The organism is Parasediminibacterium paludis, assembly GCF_042651445.1.
Lineage (GTDB): Bacteria > Bacteroidota > Bacteroidia > Chitinophagales > Chitinophagaceae > Parasediminibacterium > Parasediminibacterium paludis.
Map to the genome: position 1 here is coordinate 399,773 of NZ_JBHSDC010000022.1, position 14,819 is coordinate 414,591.

The following is a 14,819-nucleotide window of genomic DNA, read 5'->3' on the forward strand; positions in this document are numbered from 1 at the left end:
AACAGAACTAAAAATCATACACAATGAAAAAAATAGTCCTTATCGCACTCTTTACAAGCCTTGCTGCTAGTGGCCTACAAGCACAAGTGCAGGCAAATAGCGAGTTAAAGAGTTTGATTAATAAGTCCTTTACTTATTATCCCAAAGTGAAGGAAATAGAAAATACCGTTGCCACAGCCAAGCAAAAACTAGATGTGGTAAGCATTAATACACCTGTTGTAGACGGTAACTTATCTTACCGTTTCATAGAGCCTAAAATTCAAATTCCTATCGGTGCTGAAAGCTTTCAATTTGCGCCGATACACAATGTCGATGCAAATGTGGCTGCCAATTATTTGCTATATGATTTCGGTCGCTTAAAAGCCAATATCGAAAAAGCCAAAGCAGATATTTTATTAGCTGAACACAATGTAGACGCCGTTAAATACCAATTGGCAACACAAGTATCTACTATTTATTATAATATCATTTATTTGCAGCATGCAATTGCGATTCAAGATAGTGTATTACATTTTTTAGCCGAAAACAAAACGGTTATCGATAACAAATATCAAAATGGTGACGCTTTAAAGTTTGACCAACTAAACATCAAAGCACAAATAGATGCCGAAGAAAACCGCAAAGTAGATTTACAAAATAGCTTACAAAAACAACAAAACTTACTAGCTTATACCACAGGTTCAAAGCAATCTAGTGGTAATATATTCGACTTTGAAGTGGCTTTAAAAGATGTTGATGCTGCTTTAGCCGAAACTAAGGCAAATAATATTGATTATGTTCTAGCAAAAGATAAAATTAAACAAGCCCTTAGCGATGTGGCTATTAGCAAACTTGGCGATAAACCAACCGTAAGTGTTGGCGCGGACGCTGGTTTTAAAAATGGCTATGTACCCAATGTAGGTGAAATTCGTTTTAACTACAATGCAGGCGTCGCTTTGCGTATTCCTATTTACGAAGGTGGCAAAACCAAAAAGCAAGTGAAATTATCTGAAACCTTAGTAAAGCAAAATGAATTAAACATTGAAACGCTTAACAATAATTATAAAAAAGACCTTGAACAAGCGTTAACCGATGTACAATCTAACCTAGAGCGTATTAAAAATACAGAAGGTCAAATTGAACAAGCTAAATACGCACAAACCATTGCGGCGACGCGTTTTAAAAATGGTGTAGGTACCAATTTAGAGTTAACCAACGCTAGTACCAATGTACAACGCGCTGAATTAACCAAGTTGCAATACCAATACCAACTGTGTTTAGCAAAAGTTGAATTAGCAAAATTGATAGGATATAAATATTGGTAAGGCATAAAGAATATTAAAGATTGGTTGTGTTTGATTGGTAATTAGGGTTGCAGTGATGCAACCCTTTTTTATTTTATACAGCTTTGTTTTATTTTGTAATGATTGTTTTGGAGCAATGATTTGTGGGACAATAGTATGTTTTTCAGTAATTTCGTAGTAGCAAAGTTTTTTATAGTTACGTTTTGTAGCCATATCTATCTTGAAACATCTGTTGCTTGCCATTAAAGATTTAAAAAAAAATTGGGATTATCGTTTTAATGTGTTTTTTTTACACATTCTATATAAGATATGACAACTTTAATTGTTGTATCTTGTATTTTCTAACGATTGTCTGACACAGAAAACCTTTAGCAATGGCGTTACAACTAACCTTTAAACTTCGATATCGTACTCAGTTTGGTCAAACTTTATATATAACAGGTAATCACGAATTATTAGGCAATCTTTCCCTCGACAGAGCCGTGCCAATGCAGTACCAAGATGATAATTTTTGGTCGGTAAATTTTACAGAAACGCAATTAGCCAATATTGATGCATTAATTACTTATAATTATGTTCTTAAAAACAGTGACGGTAGTACTGTAACCGATTGGGGCAACGATAAAACATTTAACCCTGCCACATTTACTACTAGTGATGTTGTAATGATGGATACTTGGAACCATGCAGGCTATTTTGAAAACGCATTTTATACAGTGCCCTTTCAAAACGTATTGTTAAAAGCCAATTACACGGATATTGCTATTAAAGCACCCAAAAAAATAACCCATATTTTTAAAGCAAAAGCACCTTTACTAGCTAAAGGTCAAACACTTTGCCTCATTGGAAACGACAAGCTTTTGGGTAAATGGGATACTTCTAAACCCATTTTGATGCGCAGGGCAGAAGGTGATGCCTATTACGAAGTAGCGATTGATTTATCTACCGCTACTTTTCCATTAAGTTACAAATATGGTGTTTATAATACCGAGCAAAAACAATTTGCTTATTACGAAGGCGGTAGCAACAGATTGCTATTTAATGAGGCTTCTAAAAGCAGACAAACCATTGTAAACGATGGCTTTGCTGTATTGACTAATAATCAATGGAAAGGTGCAGGTGTAGCTATTCCTGTATTTAGTTTAAAATCTAACAAAAGCTTTGGTGTAGGTGAATTTACCGATATGCATTTGCTGGTAGATTGGGCCAAGAAAATTGGCTTAAAGCTCATCCAAATTTTACCAATTAACGATACAACAGCTACTTACAAGTGGATGGACTCTTATCCCTATGCGGCTATTTCTGCATTTGCATTGCATCCTATTTATTTGAATGTATCACAAGTAGCCGACGCAGCCAATCAGGCTATTGTTGCGGCTTATGAAGAACAACGCAAGCAAATCAATTATTTAGCTGAGTTAGATTACGAAGCGGTAATGGCTGCTAAAACTTCTATCATCAAACAATTGTATCCGCTACAAAAAGCAGCCACTTTTAAAAGTGCAGCATACCAAGCTTTTTTTGAGCAAAACAAACATTGGCTAGTGCCCTATGCTAGTTTTTGTTACTATCGTGACCAATATGGTTCACCCGTATTTACACAATGGCCCGCCAATAACCAATTTGTACAAGCAGAAATAGATGCTTTGGTAGCTGAAGACGCGCCTACTTACGATGCATTAGCCATCCATTATTTTATACAGTTTCATTTGCACCAGCAATTAAAAGCTGCTACACAATACGCCCACCAAAATGGGGTGGTAGTTAAGGGCGATATTGCCATTGGTATTTACCGCGATAGTGTAGATGCTTGGCAACAGCCCGATCTATTTCATATGGAATTACAAGCAGGTGCGCCACCAGACGATTTTGCCATTAAGGGGCAAAATTGGGGCTTTCCTACCTACAATTGGCAGCGCATGAAGCAAGATGGCTTTGCTTGGTGGAAGCAGCGCTTTGAGCAAATGAGCCATTATTTTGATGCGTTTCGTATAGACCATATTCTTGGCTTCTTCCGCATTTGGAGCATTCCATTACATGCTGTTGAAGGCATTATGGGCTATTTTGTACCCGCTTTTCCAATACATAAAAATGAGTTTCACGAGCGTGGTATTTGGTTCGATTTGCAACGCTATACCAAACCACTCATCAACGAAGGCACATTATGGGATATTTGCGGCCATAACAACGACTACATTAAAGAGAACTTTTTGGATTTTGATGGCTTTGGCAACTATTCTTTAAAACCTGAGTTTGATACCCAACGTAAAGTAGAACAATATTTTGCTACGCAAGAAGCATCGCATTATAACCTAGTGATTAAGCAACATTTGTACGACTTAATCAGCAACGTGATTTTATTTGAGGTGGAAGGCAGCAATGGCGAGCAATTTCATTTCCGTTTTTCAATGGGGCAAACCACATCTTTTAAACAATTGGCTAGCGATACACAGGCAAAACTCAATGACTTGTATATCAACTATTTCTTCCGCCGCCAAGATGCATTTTGGAAAGAAGAAGCCCTGCAAAAATTACCAGCTTTAAAACGAACCACTAATATGCTTATTTGTGGCGAAGATTTAGGTTTGGTGCCAGATTGTGTATCGGATGTGATGAAACAATTAGGCTTGCTAAGTTTAGAAATTCAGCGCATGCCTAAAGACCCTAAAACCGAATTTTTTCACCCCAACGATGCGCCATATCTCAGCGTCGTTACCCCATCTACACACGATATGAGCACCATTCGTGGTTGGTGGGAAGAAGACAAACCGCGCATTCAAAAATTCTTCAACCACGAGCTAGGGCAGTGGGGTATTGCCCCTACATTTTGTAGCGGTTGGCTCAACAAAGCCATCATCAACCAGCACTTGTATTCGCCAGCGATGTGGAGCATTTTTCAATTGCAAGATTTGCTAGGCATCAACGAAGGCATTCGCAGACAAAACCCCAATGACGAGCGCATTAATGTGCCAGCCATCACACCGTTTTATTGGCGTTACAGAATGCATTTATCACTAGAAGATTTGTTGAACAGTCACCATTTCAACGAAGAACTTTCCAATAGCTTACAGCAAAGTGGTAGGGCATAAGAGCGAAGTTTTTGTGTAAGCAGCAATTGAAAATTCGGTTATAAGTAAATTCTACAACACTTGAATCTACGACTGAAATACTATCTATTATGAGTAAAACTTTAAAATCGCTACTGTTTGTGGGTACTGTTTTCTTTTTATTTATATCGGTTGTCACTATTTCAAGAATTTACAGTAATAAGCAGTTAGAACAAAAGCAGAAGATTCTTTATAAAGCATTAGGTAATCTACATTTTAAAGGAAAAGTCATTAATATTTCGTTGATAGATAGATATTCCAAGAAGTATTCTATGCTTTGCATTAAACTAGATTATAGCAATCGAGAGAGTATCTACTATTTTGAAAATGATTATTTCTTAAAAATAAAAAATGGTATAGCGACCTTGCCAGACGGATTATTTCTTTCTGATAGTAAAATTATTGATTACGTAGAAGTAGATATGAATAGTGAAAAAAAAGAAATACTGCATTACAAAGATGGTAGTGTAGAAGAATATGGCTATTTTGTTAATGCAGGTTGGCTTTATGAGTCCGATGTCAATATTTGTAATTGAGATAATTAATTAAAGTGTTTTTTTAAATTGCGAACGTTTGCTATAAGTTTATAAAATTCTACTCTCAAAATATCAAAGTCTATCGTCAAACTATTAAAGTGTACTAACAATTAACTAAAGTGCGGTGACAAACTATTAAAGTGTACTGACAATTAATTAAAGTGCAGTGACAAACTATAAAAGTGTACTTGTAAACTATTAAAGTCTGCTTTTAAATCACTTACACACTTATTAGGATACTCCCACTTATTTGGATACTCCAAATTATCTGCTTATAATTCATTTAATTCGGTCAAATTCGTGCCTTCAAGAACATAAAATTCGTGCAATTGGTGTAATGTATTTAATTCGTGCTATGAAACTCTATTATAGCAAACACGAACTTCCTTTTCAATATCCATTTACCATTTCTAATGGTCGTACCAAAACGCACCAACCCACTTTGGTGGTAGCATTACAATTAGGCAATTTTATGGGCTTTGGCGAAGCGCCTGCCATTACTTATTACAATATTACAGTGGATGAGATGATCGCCGATATGGAAGCTAAAAAGCCATTTATCGAAAAATTTGCGTTGACCGAACCGCAACGTTATTGGCATTATTTACACCATTTATTTCCAAAAAATCCCTTTTTGGTATGTGCTTTAGACATGGCATGTTGGGATTTATTTGGTAAAATGAAAGGCAAATTGTTGTACGAATTATGGGAAACAACCTGGGAAAACACGCCACTAACCGACTATACCATTGGCATAGATACCATTGAGAAAATGGTAGAAAAAATGCAAGCAAAACCTTGGCCTATTTACAAAATAAAGCTTGGAACAGACGAAGATATTGCCATTATGCAAGCCCTACGACAACATACCAACGCAAGGTTTAGAATAGATGCCAATGCAGGCTGGACGCTTCAAGAAGCCTTGCATAAAATTCCATTATTGAAAGATTTAGGTGTTGAATACATAGAACAACCACTAGAAAAGGACAATTGGGATGGCATGAAGATTTTGTATGAGCAATCGCCTTTGCCACTATTTGCCGATGAAAGTTGTGTGTTTGAACAAGATGTAGAAAAATGTGCAGGTCATTTTCATGGCATCAATATCAAACTTACCAAATGCAGTGGCATCACACCCGCTTTACGCATGATAGAACAAGCTAGAAAATTAGGCTTAGAAATAATGATGGGTAGCATGAATGAGTGTACTATCGGTTCGGCAGCCATTGCCAATTTTTTACCGCAACTAGACCATGTAGATATGGATGGCCCATTGCTGCAAACTGAAGATTTAGCTACTGGCATTGAATTTAATTTTGGTGAAGTAAGATTATTAGGTAAGGCAGGTTTGGGTATTCAAGTAACTATTTAGTGTGTTTTAGAAGCTGTTTACCGATTCTGCTATTTGTGGCACGGTTTAGGAACCATGATTATCAAAATTAGATTATCATGAAAAAAATCATCGTTGTTATGACAGTTGCACTAGCATTGTTCGCAACATCATCAAGTAAAGCACAAGTAAGATTTAATTTAGGCGTTAATATTGGTTCTCAGCCTTTGTGGGGGCCTGTTGGCTACGACCATGTAGAGTATTACTATCTGCCCGATATTGAGGCGTATTACAACGTTCCCAGACAGCAATATGTGTATCGGAATAGCAGTCGTTGGATATTTTCTAATAGGTTACCAGCTCGCTATTCAAATTACGATGTAGAAAGAGGGTACAAAGTGGTCATGAACGAGCAGCGCCCTTTTGAACATTTCGATAATGATAGAGCTAAATATCAACAATTTAAAGGCTACAGAGAACACCAAGATGTGATTAGAAATAGCAATGATTCTAAATATTTTGTGGTAAAAGGTCATCCGAGGTATAATGAAAACAACAGAAATGGCGATAAACACGATGGCAAAGAAGGGCATCAAAATAATGACAATCGTAGAGACCGCGATCATAATTAATTTTTTAGCATAAAATGCATCAAAAGCAAAAAAGATACAGTCAATCGTATCTTTTTTGTTTTTTGGCTATGATAGCAGCAATTTCGTAGTCGAGTTTAAGCGTTATGACACCAGAAAGAAGTGAAAAATTATTGAAAGTTTTAAGCCAAAGGCAAACGAATTTAACGGTGGTACTTGAAAATGTACAAGATCCTCGGAACATTACAGCCGTCATGCGTACCTGCGAGGCAGTAGGTATTCAAGATATTTTCATCATTAATACCAAGCAACCACGCTTTGAAAAGTTTGGATTCAAAAGTGGCAGTAGTAGTAGTAAATGGCTTACCATACACCAGTTTGATAGTATTGCAGACTGTTTTAAAGAACTGCGCACCAAATTTGAAGTTATTTTAACCACACATTTATCTGCAAAAGCAATCGATCTTTATAGTATCGATTTTACCCAAAGTATTGCACTTGTTTTTGGCAATGAACACAGCGGTGTGAGTGATGAAGCAAACGATTTGGCAGATGGTAATTTTATCATTCCACAAATGGGTATTATACAAAGCTTAAACATTTCAGTAGCTTGCGCTGTAAGTATTTATGAAGCTTATCGGCAAAAAACTAATGCTGGGCATTATCAACAATCAAGTATGCCAGAACCTCAAATGCGCGCATTACGTAAGCAATGGGGTTTTGATAAGAATACATAATTTAACCAGAAAACAATGAAAAAGATAAACTTATTCTTAAGCATCGCTTTGCTAATAAGCGTAATGAGTTTTGGGCAAACCATTAAAAAGGTAAAAATCAATGATGTGCTTAAAATGGCTGATACTGCTATAAGCCCTTTGGTCATTAATTTCTGGGCTACTTGGTGTGCACCCTGTGTTAATGAATTAAAATGGTTTGAGAAAACAGTGGACGAATACAAGGACAAAAATGTAAAGGTGTTATTAGTGAGTCTAGATTATGGAGAGGATTATCCGAATGGTATAGCCAAATTTGCCAAAAACAAAGGTTACAAAGCGCCAATTGTGTGGCTAAATGAAGCAGATGCGTCGATGTTTTGCCCTAAAATTGATAAAAAATGGCAAGGAACCATACCTGTAACGTTGATGGTAAACAATGGCAAAGGTTACCGTGAATTTTATGACCATCAATTACCTGAAGGGCAACTGCGAATAGCATTGAATAAATTAGTTGAATAAAGGTTAAAGTGATTAGTGATACTTTTTATCAATATGATACTTTTTTATTGAATAGATTTTGGGACTTTTAAGCTTTTTGTATTTTTTCCTTTCCTGCAAATGCAATACAGATAAGGGTTTTGTGAAAAATGAAAAAAAATGTTGAAAAATCTTTTAAAAAAAAGTGCAAAGGATTTTGAAAAATAAACTTTTCTCCTACCTTTGCAATCCCGAAAAAAACGGAAGTATCTTTAAATAATTCAAAAGCCGAAATAGCTCAGCTGGTAGAGCAACTGATTTGTAATCAGTAGGTCGCTGGTTCGATTCCAGTTTTCGGCTCTTTGTTTGGGTAGATGGCCGAGTGGTTAAAGGCGACAGACTGTAAATCTGTTCTCTCACGAGTACGTAGGTTCGAACCCTACTCTGCCCACAGTTCTTTGAGTTTCAGATTTGAAATTTCAGATTTGAAATATTAATTAGCGGAAGTAGCTCATTTGGTAGAGCGGTAGCCTTCCAAGCTTCAGGTGGCCAGTTCGAGCCTGGTCTTCCGCTCAATTTTAAGTCATAGTCATCGGGTTGCCGGTCATTTTGTTGGTGATTTTGACATCCTGAACTAAGACTTTGAAAAAAGCCTTTGTAGCTCAGGGGTAGAGCACTTCCTTGGTAGGGAAGAGGTCGTGAGTTCGATTCTCATCAACGGCTCGATAGTCTTATGGGTAACGGTTTGTTGAGTTGGTATTTGGGGTGTGCAATAAGATAGCAAGTGCGAAAGCACAAAATAATACAGTTTGTGGTTTCTGACCATGAACTTTTACTTTTAAAAACACAAAATAAAAAACAAATAAAATGGCAAAAGAGAGCTTCTTGAGGGACAAACCTCACGTTAACATTGGTACCATTGGCCACGTGGATCACGGTAAAACTACTTTAACAGCGGCCATTACAAATATCTTGTCAAAAAAAGGTATGGGTAACGTTGCTAAAAAATATGATGAAATTGATGGGGCTCCTGAGGAAAGAGAACGTGGTATTACCATTAATACCGCACACGTTGAATATCAAACTGATAACCGTCACTATGCGCACGTTGACTGTCCAGGTCACGCTGACTATGTAAAAAATATGATTACTGGTGCTGCTCAAATGGATGGTGCGATCTTAGTAGTTGCTGCTACTGATGGCCCTATGCCTCAAACTAGAGAGCACATTCTTCTTGCTCGTCAGGTAGGTGTACCAAGTATGGTTGTTTTCATGAATAAAGTTGACTTAGTTGACGACCCTGAGTTGTTAGAACTAGTTGAAATGGAAATTCGTGAATTATTAACTAAGAATGGTTTTGATGGTGATAACACTCCAATCATTCAAGGTTCAGCAACAGGTGCTTTAGCTGAAGAACCAACTTGGGTTGCTAAAGTTGAAGAATTAATGGCTGCTGTTGATAGCTATATTCCACTTCCTCCACGTCCAATTGATATGCCTTTCTTGATGAGTGTTGAGGACGTATTCTCAATTACTGGTCGTGGTACTGTTGCAACTGGTCGTATCGAGCGTGGTATCATCAAAGTTGGTGAACCAGTTGAGATTGTAGGTTTAATGGAAACTGCACTTACTTCTACTTGTACAGGTGTTGAGATGTTTAAAAAATTACTTGACGAAGGTCAAGCTGGTGATAATGCAGGTTTATTATTACGTGGTATTGAGAAAAAAGATATCCGTCGTGGTATGGTAATCTGTAAACCAAAATCAATCACTCCGCATACTGAATTTAAAGGTGAGGTTTACGTATTATCAAAAGATGAAGGTGGTCGTCACACACCATTCTTTAACAAATATCGTCCTCAATTTTACTTCCGTACTACTGACGTAACTGGTGAAGTAGTATTACCAGAAGGAACTGAAATGGTAATGCCAGGTGATAACGTTAGCATTACTGTAAAACTTATCCAACCAATTGCGATGGAGAAAGGTTTGAAATTCGCTATCCGTGAAGGTGGTAGAACAGTAGGTGCTGGTCAAGTTACTGAAATTATAAAATAAGCTAGCTAAATAGGCAATGGCTTTAGTAAATAGTCTATATTTACAACATTAAACTAAAAGCTGTTAGCAAGTTGCTAATAGCTTTTAGCTTTCTACGGGCATGGTGCAACGGTAGCATGCAGGTCTCCAAAACCTTTGATCTGGGTTCGAATCCTAGTGCCCGTGCTGATTAAATTAAGCTTCAAAAGCTAAACCCATTAATCAAGACACAATGAATAAAGTATCAGCATATTTCAGAGATAGTTACCACGAATTAGTAGAAAAGGTAACCTGGCCTACTTGGTTACAACTTCAACAAAGTACATTAATTGTTCTTGCAGGAACAGTATTAATTACCGCGATGGTTGGAATTATGGATTTCAGTAGCAACCAGTTATTGAAGCTGATTTACTCATTATTTAAGTAAAAAACAATGGAAGAAGAAGTAGTTCAAAAGCCAGTGGAAGTTCCAGTAGAGTTAGATAATACTAAGTACTACGCACTTCGTGTTGTAAGCGGCAAAGAACGTAGTGTTAAAGAATATTTAGATAAAGATATTAGTCGTAATAGTTGGACGCATATTGTTAAGCAAGTTTTTTTACCGACTGAAAAAATATATAAAGTTCAGGCAGGAAAGAAATTAATGCGTGAAAAGAATTTGTACCCAGGTTATATTTTCCTTGAAGTATTTAATGGTAAATTAACAGATGATATTGTTCAGCACATCAGCAATATTAGCAATGTTATGCATTTCTTAACCGATGGTAAAGGTAGTAAAGGCAATATCATTTCATTAAGAAAGAGCGAAGTAAACAAGATGCTTGGTAAAGTTGATGAAATGAACGACCAAGGTGGTACAATGAGTGAACCTTTTATCATAGGCGAGACTATCAAAATCATTGAAGGGCCGTTTAATGATTTCAACGGTGTTATTGAAGAGGTTAACGATGATAAAAAGAAACTGAAAGTAACAGTAAAAATCTTTGGTAGAAGCACACCTGTAGAACTTAACTACATGCAAGTAGAAAAATTATCTTAAGAAAATCTGTCTTGCAAATACTTAAAGCTATTGTGAAAACAATAGCTTTTTTATTGCTGTCATGTTCAAATCAACAGTACCTTTAGGGCATTATGGGTGAGTATCATATCGGCGATGCAATTAAAGGCATGGTAAATAAAAGTAATTTACGCAACGGTGTTAGAGCCGTGCAAATAGAAGAAGTATGGGAACAATTGATGGGAAAAACCATATCTAAATATACAGATAAAATTAAAATAGTTAACCAAACACTATTTATTACAACGCACATTGGTCCTTTAAAAAATGAGTTATCTTTTCAAAAAGTTCAAATTATACAACGCATCAATGAAGCTTTTGGCGAGAAAGTGATACGAGAAGTAGTCATTAATTAAGGTTTTTTCTTCGAGGATTTAGCAGGTAGTTGTTCCTTTTCCTTATTTTTCTGGGATTGTTCGTCTAGTATTTTCTGATTAATATTGCCATTGTCATCGTACAAAGGCTTTTCAAGAGGTGCATTGCCATTTCCAAGAATTTGGTTATCTAGCTTAGAAATATGTTGCCACTTACCATTTGACCATCTAAAAGCTTCGTAGGTGCCGTCGGGTATTAATGTGTATTTATTTTGAATTTCGTTCGACTCGCTTGTTAAATGATCAAAGATAATCATTTGTGTATCCTCGTCATAGTTTAAACGAGCTTTTGCTTCTTTTTTGTATTCTAAGTTAAATCGATAAGCAGGTTGGGCCGGTTTTATACTATCAACTTGATATTGAAAGTACTTGCCGCCAAATTGTGGTTTACCTTCAGTATTAAATGTTAGTATTTCAATCCATTTTTTGTTGCTCCTAGCATTATTATCGTCGTAGCCAAGCAGTGTGTATATTTTTTTATTATTAAATGTGTTGAGAAGAATCTTATAATAAATTGCGCCAATCCAATGTTGATTGTCTCTCAATGAATCGTTGGGTGCTTTTGTGAAATCTGAATAATCGAACAATGGAATTAACTTTAAACTACCGTCGTCTGTGCGCATTTGAATGGCGCCACGTTGACGGTTATATTCAAAATCTCTTACTACTTGCCAAGTGAATATTCTAAATGTGCTATCTGGTGCGTAAAGCTTAGATATGGTTTGTAACGAATCGAATGGATAATAAAATGAATTGGTAATTTTTAACGCTTGCACAAAACCTCTGGTGAAAAAACTATCAGCCCTAAATCTATCAATCCATTCATTTTCAGTAATCATCGCTTTGCCGTATTCTTTAATATTGGCTTCTGCTTTCTGTAATTGCTTCACATTATCTTTACTGATAGTTTGGGCACATAACTGGATAGTAACTGCTAGAAGCAAGCATGACAATGCGTATTTCATTGGTATAATAATATGAAACTGAAAGTTACAATTCTGTTGACCAACTTGACAGTCAACCCCAACTTTTAAGAATAAATTATAAAGCTTTTGCGAAGCCAATTAAATCATCAAAGCGTAAATCGATTAAAGGATGAGGATTTGACACTTCTGGATCTGTTGTGGCGACAAATACGGTTTTCATGCCCGCATTTTTACCAAAAGCCATATCTGATACGCGGTTACCAACCATAATACTTTTCGAAAAATCTATTTGTGGAAAATCGGCTTTTGCTTGCAACGCCATGCCAATTTGTGGCTTACGATTTATAGATTCTCTATCTTGATCTGGTGCGTAATAAAAACCATCTATTTTTCCACCCTCGTTGGCTATTTCTTTAGCCATATTGTTCAAAATCACTTTTAAGCCTTCATCCGTTAATAAGCCTAATCCAATACAACGCTGATTAGTGGCAATCACAATCAAACCAAATTTTTCAGTAAAAATTTTAATCGCTTCTTTAGCGCCTTTCATAAACCTAAATTCTTCCCAACTTAAAATATATTCATATTTCGTTACAGATTCTTCATTTATTACACCGTCTCTATCTAAAAATAAAGTCCAAGTTTTATCTATCGCAGTTAAATCAATCATAAGCTTTGAAACACAAAATAATAATTTATTATACTAATTCGTGGATACAGTTTTGTTTAGTTAATATTTTTTAGCCAAATACTTTTTCTTCTACCAATTCACAAATGATATGTCCTATTAGAATATGGCTCTCTTGAATACGAGGGGTTGTTGTTGATGGTACATTAAACAAATAATCACTTACTACTTTCATATTTCCTCCTGTTGCGCCGGTAAGTCCTATTGTTACAATACCACGCTCTCTCGCTACTTCAAATGCCTTAATAATGTTTGCTGAATTACCAGAAGTACTAAAACCCAAAATCACATCCCCTTTTACACCAATACCATCTAGTAATCTTGCATAAATTACATCATAACTATAGTCGTTAGCAACAGCTGTTAAATAAGAGGTGTTGCAATGCAACGCTTCAGCGGGCAGCGCTTTTCTATTTTTATAGAACCTACCGCTAAATTCTGCAGCTAAATGTTGTGCATCGGCTGCACTGCCGCCATTACCACAAAACAAGACCTTATTGCCAGCATTAAAGGCATCGGTAATCACGTCTACCACTTTTTCAAGCGTAGCTAAGATAGTAGCATCTTGTAGCAACTGTTGCTTTACATCAATGGATACTTGTATTAAACTTTTTATTTTGTCTTGCATATCTTCTTTAAATTTCAAATGGCATATCTCCAATTAATTGGTTGTCCATGTAGTTAAGCCATGTTGTGTAAGCTGGTATTGTTTTACTTCGCCACCAAATTTTTGTAATGCGTCAATAACCTTATAGCGATGATTACCAGGGCAGTAAAACGTCATGAAGCCACCACCACCAGCACCACTAATCTTACCGCCAGTGGCGCCTGCTTTTTTAGCAGCGCTGTAAATATCTTCAATTAAGTGGTTGCTAATACTTTTGGCCATCAAACGTTTTTGCTCAAAACCATAATCTAAAATTTCTCCGATTTCGTGTAGGCGACCTTTTAATAAAGCCTCTTTCATCATGGTAGATTGCTCTTTTAAATGGTGCATGGCTTCTACCGATTTATTATCTTTTGCTACCACATTACGCTGCTGTTCCTTAATAATAGTAGCACTTTCACGACTAGTGGCAGTATAATATAATACTAAATTATGTTCTAATTCATTTAAGTATTCTTGGCGAATTCTTAATGGATTAACAATAACATTGTCACCATAGAATTCCATGAAATTAACCCCACCAAATGTTGCTGCATATTGGTCTTGTTTGCCACCACTCAATTGTAAATCGTTGCGCTCTATTTCGTAAGCATAATGAGCAATATCGTAATCGCCCAAGGGTAATTTCAACATCTCCACAAAAGCACCAATAATAGCTACCACAAGGGTAGAGGATGTGCCCAAACCACTGCCCGCAGGCGCATCAACAAAAGTACTGAGCTTAAAGCTAGTTAAAGGCAAGCCATAGTCTTTTTGTATGCGGTTGTATACCCCCTTTAATAAATCGAGCTTACCGTTTATTGGCAACGCATTGGTCCACTCAAAACGCGCTTCCTCTTTTCTATCTAGTGCTTGAAGAATGATATGATCGCCTTCTATAGGCTCTATTGAAGCGTGTGCATAGAGCGATAATGTAGCGTTTAAAATAGCACCGCCAAACTCATCGCTATAGGGGCTTACATCTGTTCCGCCGCCAGCTAACCCAATCCTTAAAGGCGCTTTACTTCGATAAATCATTGTATATTATTTGT

The 14,819-nt window shown here is 36.5% G+C and carries 15 protein-coding genes and 5 tRNA genes; 16 read left to right on the top strand and 4 right to left on the bottom strand.

What is annotated here, in order from left to right:
• Positions 1-23: 23 nt before the first annotated feature.
• The 16 genes from ACFOW1_RS12020 (at position 24) to ACFOW1_RS12095 (ending at position 11,489) form a co-directional block, all read left to right on the top strand.
• Positions 24-1,304, top strand: a complete 1,281-nt coding sequence (locus ACFOW1_RS12020; RefSeq protein ID WP_379014553.1) for a TolC family protein — start codon at positions 24-26, stop codon at positions 1,302-1,304.
• Between the two features lie 353 nt (positions 1,305-1,657).
• The gene (locus ACFOW1_RS12025; RefSeq protein ID WP_379014555.1) at positions 1,658-4,372 is read left to right on the top strand and encodes a 4-alpha-glucanotransferase; all 2,715 of its coding nucleotides are present in this window, start codon (positions 1,658-1,660) and stop codon (positions 4,370-4,372) included.
• A gap of 89 nt (positions 4,373-4,461) precedes the next feature.
• On the top strand, positions 4,462-4,926 hold the full coding sequence (locus tag ACFOW1_RS12030) for a hypothetical protein (protein ID WP_379014557.1): 465 nt from the start codon (positions 4,462-4,464) through the stop codon (positions 4,924-4,926).
• Positions 4,927-5,281: 355 nt separating this feature from the next.
• Complete coding sequence (locus ACFOW1_RS12035; RefSeq protein ID WP_379014558.1) at positions 5,282-6,298, top strand: dipeptide epimerase; 1,017 nt, start codon at positions 5,282-5,284, stop codon at positions 6,296-6,298.
• A gap of 77 nt (positions 6,299-6,375) precedes the next feature.
• Positions 6,376-6,888: a hypothetical protein gene (locus ACFOW1_RS12040; RefSeq protein ID WP_379014559.1), complete on the top strand. Its 513-nt coding sequence runs from the start codon at positions 6,376-6,378 to the stop codon at positions 6,886-6,888.
• Positions 6,889-6,992: 104 nt separating this feature from the next.
• Positions 6,993-7,583, top strand: a complete 591-nt coding sequence (locus ACFOW1_RS12045) for a TrmH family RNA methyltransferase (protein ID WP_379014561.1) — start codon at positions 6,993-6,995, stop codon at positions 7,581-7,583.
• A 15-nt stretch (positions 7,584-7,598) separates the two neighbouring features.
• On the top strand, positions 7,599-8,081 hold the full coding sequence (locus ACFOW1_RS12050) for a redoxin domain-containing protein (protein ID WP_379014562.1): 483 nt from the start codon (positions 7,599-7,601) through the stop codon (positions 8,079-8,081).
• A gap of 245 nt (positions 8,082-8,326) precedes the next feature.
• Positions 8,327-8,399, top strand: a tRNA-Thr gene (locus tag ACFOW1_RS12055).
• An 8-nt stretch (positions 8,400-8,407) separates the two neighbouring features.
• Positions 8,408-8,490: transfer RNA gene (locus ACFOW1_RS12060), tRNA-Tyr, on the top strand.
• Between the two features lie 49 nt (positions 8,491-8,539).
• Positions 8,540-8,612: transfer RNA gene (locus tag ACFOW1_RS12065), tRNA-Gly, on the top strand.
• A gap of 78 nt (positions 8,613-8,690) precedes the next feature.
• Positions 8,691-8,762: transfer RNA gene (locus ACFOW1_RS12070), tRNA-Thr, on the top strand.
• Positions 8,763-8,906: 144 nt separating this feature from the next.
• Positions 8,907-10,097 carry an elongation factor Tu gene (gene tuf / locus ACFOW1_RS12075; RefSeq protein WP_379014563.1) on the top strand — a complete coding sequence of 397 codons (1,191 nt, stop codon included), beginning with the start codon at positions 8,907-8,909 and terminating at the stop codon, positions 10,095-10,097.
• 94 nt (positions 10,098-10,191) lie between these two features.
• Positions 10,192-10,262, top strand: a tRNA-Trp gene (locus tag ACFOW1_RS12080).
• Positions 10,263-10,308: 46 nt separating this feature from the next.
• Positions 10,309-10,503, top strand: a complete 195-nt coding sequence (secE, locus tag ACFOW1_RS12085; RefSeq protein WP_379014564.1) for a preprotein translocase subunit SecE — start codon at positions 10,309-10,311, stop codon at positions 10,501-10,503.
• Between the two features lie 6 nt (positions 10,504-10,509).
• Positions 10,510-11,115, top strand: coding sequence for a transcription termination/antitermination protein NusG (gene nusG / locus ACFOW1_RS12090; protein ID WP_379014566.1), 606 nt, complete (start codon positions 10,510-10,512; stop codon positions 11,113-11,115).
• 92 nt (positions 11,116-11,207) lie between these two features.
• Positions 11,208-11,489, top strand: coding sequence for a DUF721 domain-containing protein (locus ACFOW1_RS12095; RefSeq protein ID WP_379014567.1), 282 nt, complete (start codon positions 11,208-11,210; stop codon positions 11,487-11,489).
• On the opposite strand, the gene ACFOW1_RS12100 is transcribed toward ACFOW1_RS12095, so the two are convergent.
• From ACFOW1_RS12100 to ACFOW1_RS12115, 4 genes are all read right to left on the bottom strand, one after another.
• Positions 11,486-12,472, bottom strand: a complete 987-nt coding sequence (locus ACFOW1_RS12100; RefSeq protein WP_379014569.1) for a hypothetical protein — start codon at positions 12,470-12,472, stop codon at positions 11,486-11,488. The genes ACFOW1_RS12095 and ACFOW1_RS12100 overlap by 4 nt on opposite strands.
• Before the next feature lie 76 nt (positions 12,473-12,548).
• Positions 12,549-13,103 carry a D-glycero-alpha-D-manno-heptose-1,7-bisphosphate 7-phosphatase gene (locus ACFOW1_RS12105; protein WP_379014571.1) on the bottom strand — a complete coding sequence of 185 codons (555 nt, stop codon included), beginning with the start codon at positions 13,101-13,103 and terminating at the stop codon, positions 12,549-12,551.
• Positions 13,104-13,173: 70 nt separating this feature from the next.
• Positions 13,174-13,749: a D-sedoheptulose-7-phosphate isomerase gene (locus ACFOW1_RS12110; protein ID WP_379014573.1), complete on the bottom strand. Its 576-nt coding sequence runs from the start codon at positions 13,747-13,749 to the stop codon at positions 13,174-13,176.
• Positions 13,750-13,782: 33 nt separating this feature from the next.
• Entirely contained in the window at positions 13,783-14,805 is a 1,023-nt protein-coding gene (locus tag ACFOW1_RS12115; protein ID WP_379014574.1) for a GHMP family kinase ATP-binding protein, read from the bottom strand.
• Positions 14,806-14,819 lie beyond the last annotated feature (14 nt).

Excerpts from the sequence above, each read along its gene's own strand:
- ACFOW1_RS12020 (WP_379014553.1), top strand. The coding sequence starts at position 24 with ATGAAAAAAATAGTCCTTATCGCACTCTTTACAAGCCTTGCTGCTAGT.
- ACFOW1_RS12025 (WP_379014555.1), top strand. The coding sequence starts at position 1,658 with ATGGCGTTACAACTAACCTTTAAACTTCGATATCGTACTCAGTTTGGT.
- ACFOW1_RS12030 (WP_379014557.1), top strand. The coding sequence starts at position 4,462 with ATGAGTAAAACTTTAAAATCGCTACTGTTTGTGGGTACTGTTTTCTTT.
- ACFOW1_RS12035 (WP_379014558.1), top strand. The coding sequence starts at position 5,282 with ATGAAACTCTATTATAGCAAACACGAACTTCCTTTTCAATATCCATTT.
- ACFOW1_RS12040 (WP_379014559.1), top strand. The coding sequence starts at position 6,376 with ATGAAAAAAATCATCGTTGTTATGACAGTTGCACTAGCATTGTTCGCA.
- ACFOW1_RS12045 (WP_379014561.1), top strand. The coding sequence starts at position 6,993 with ATGACACCAGAAAGAAGTGAAAAATTATTGAAAGTTTTAAGCCAAAGG.
- ACFOW1_RS12050 (WP_379014562.1), top strand. The coding sequence starts at position 7,599 with ATGAAAAAGATAAACTTATTCTTAAGCATCGCTTTGCTAATAAGCGTA.
- tuf (WP_379014563.1), top strand. The coding sequence starts at position 8,907 with ATGGCAAAAGAGAGCTTCTTGAGGGACAAACCTCACGTTAACATTGGT.
- secE (WP_379014564.1), top strand. The coding sequence starts at position 10,309 with ATGAATAAAGTATCAGCATATTTCAGAGATAGTTACCACGAATTAGTA.
- nusG (WP_379014566.1), top strand. The coding sequence starts at position 10,510 with ATGGAAGAAGAAGTAGTTCAAAAGCCAGTGGAAGTTCCAGTAGAGTTA.
- ACFOW1_RS12095 (WP_379014567.1), top strand. The coding sequence starts at position 11,208 with ATGGGTGAGTATCATATCGGCGATGCAATTAAAGGCATGGTAAATAAA.
- ACFOW1_RS12100 (WP_379014569.1), bottom strand. The coding sequence starts at position 12,472 with ATGAAATACGCATTGTCATGCTTGCTTCTAGCAGTTACTATCCAGTTA.
- ACFOW1_RS12105 (WP_379014571.1), bottom strand. The coding sequence starts at position 13,103 with ATGATTGATTTAACTGCGATAGATAAAACTTGGACTTTATTTTTAGAT.
- ACFOW1_RS12110 (WP_379014573.1), bottom strand. The coding sequence starts at position 13,749 with ATGCAAGACAAAATAAAAAGTTTAATACAAGTATCCATTGATGTAAAG.
- ACFOW1_RS12115 (WP_379014574.1), bottom strand. The coding sequence starts at position 14,805 with ATGATTTATCGAAGTAAAGCGCCTTTAAGGATTGGGTTAGCTGGCGGC.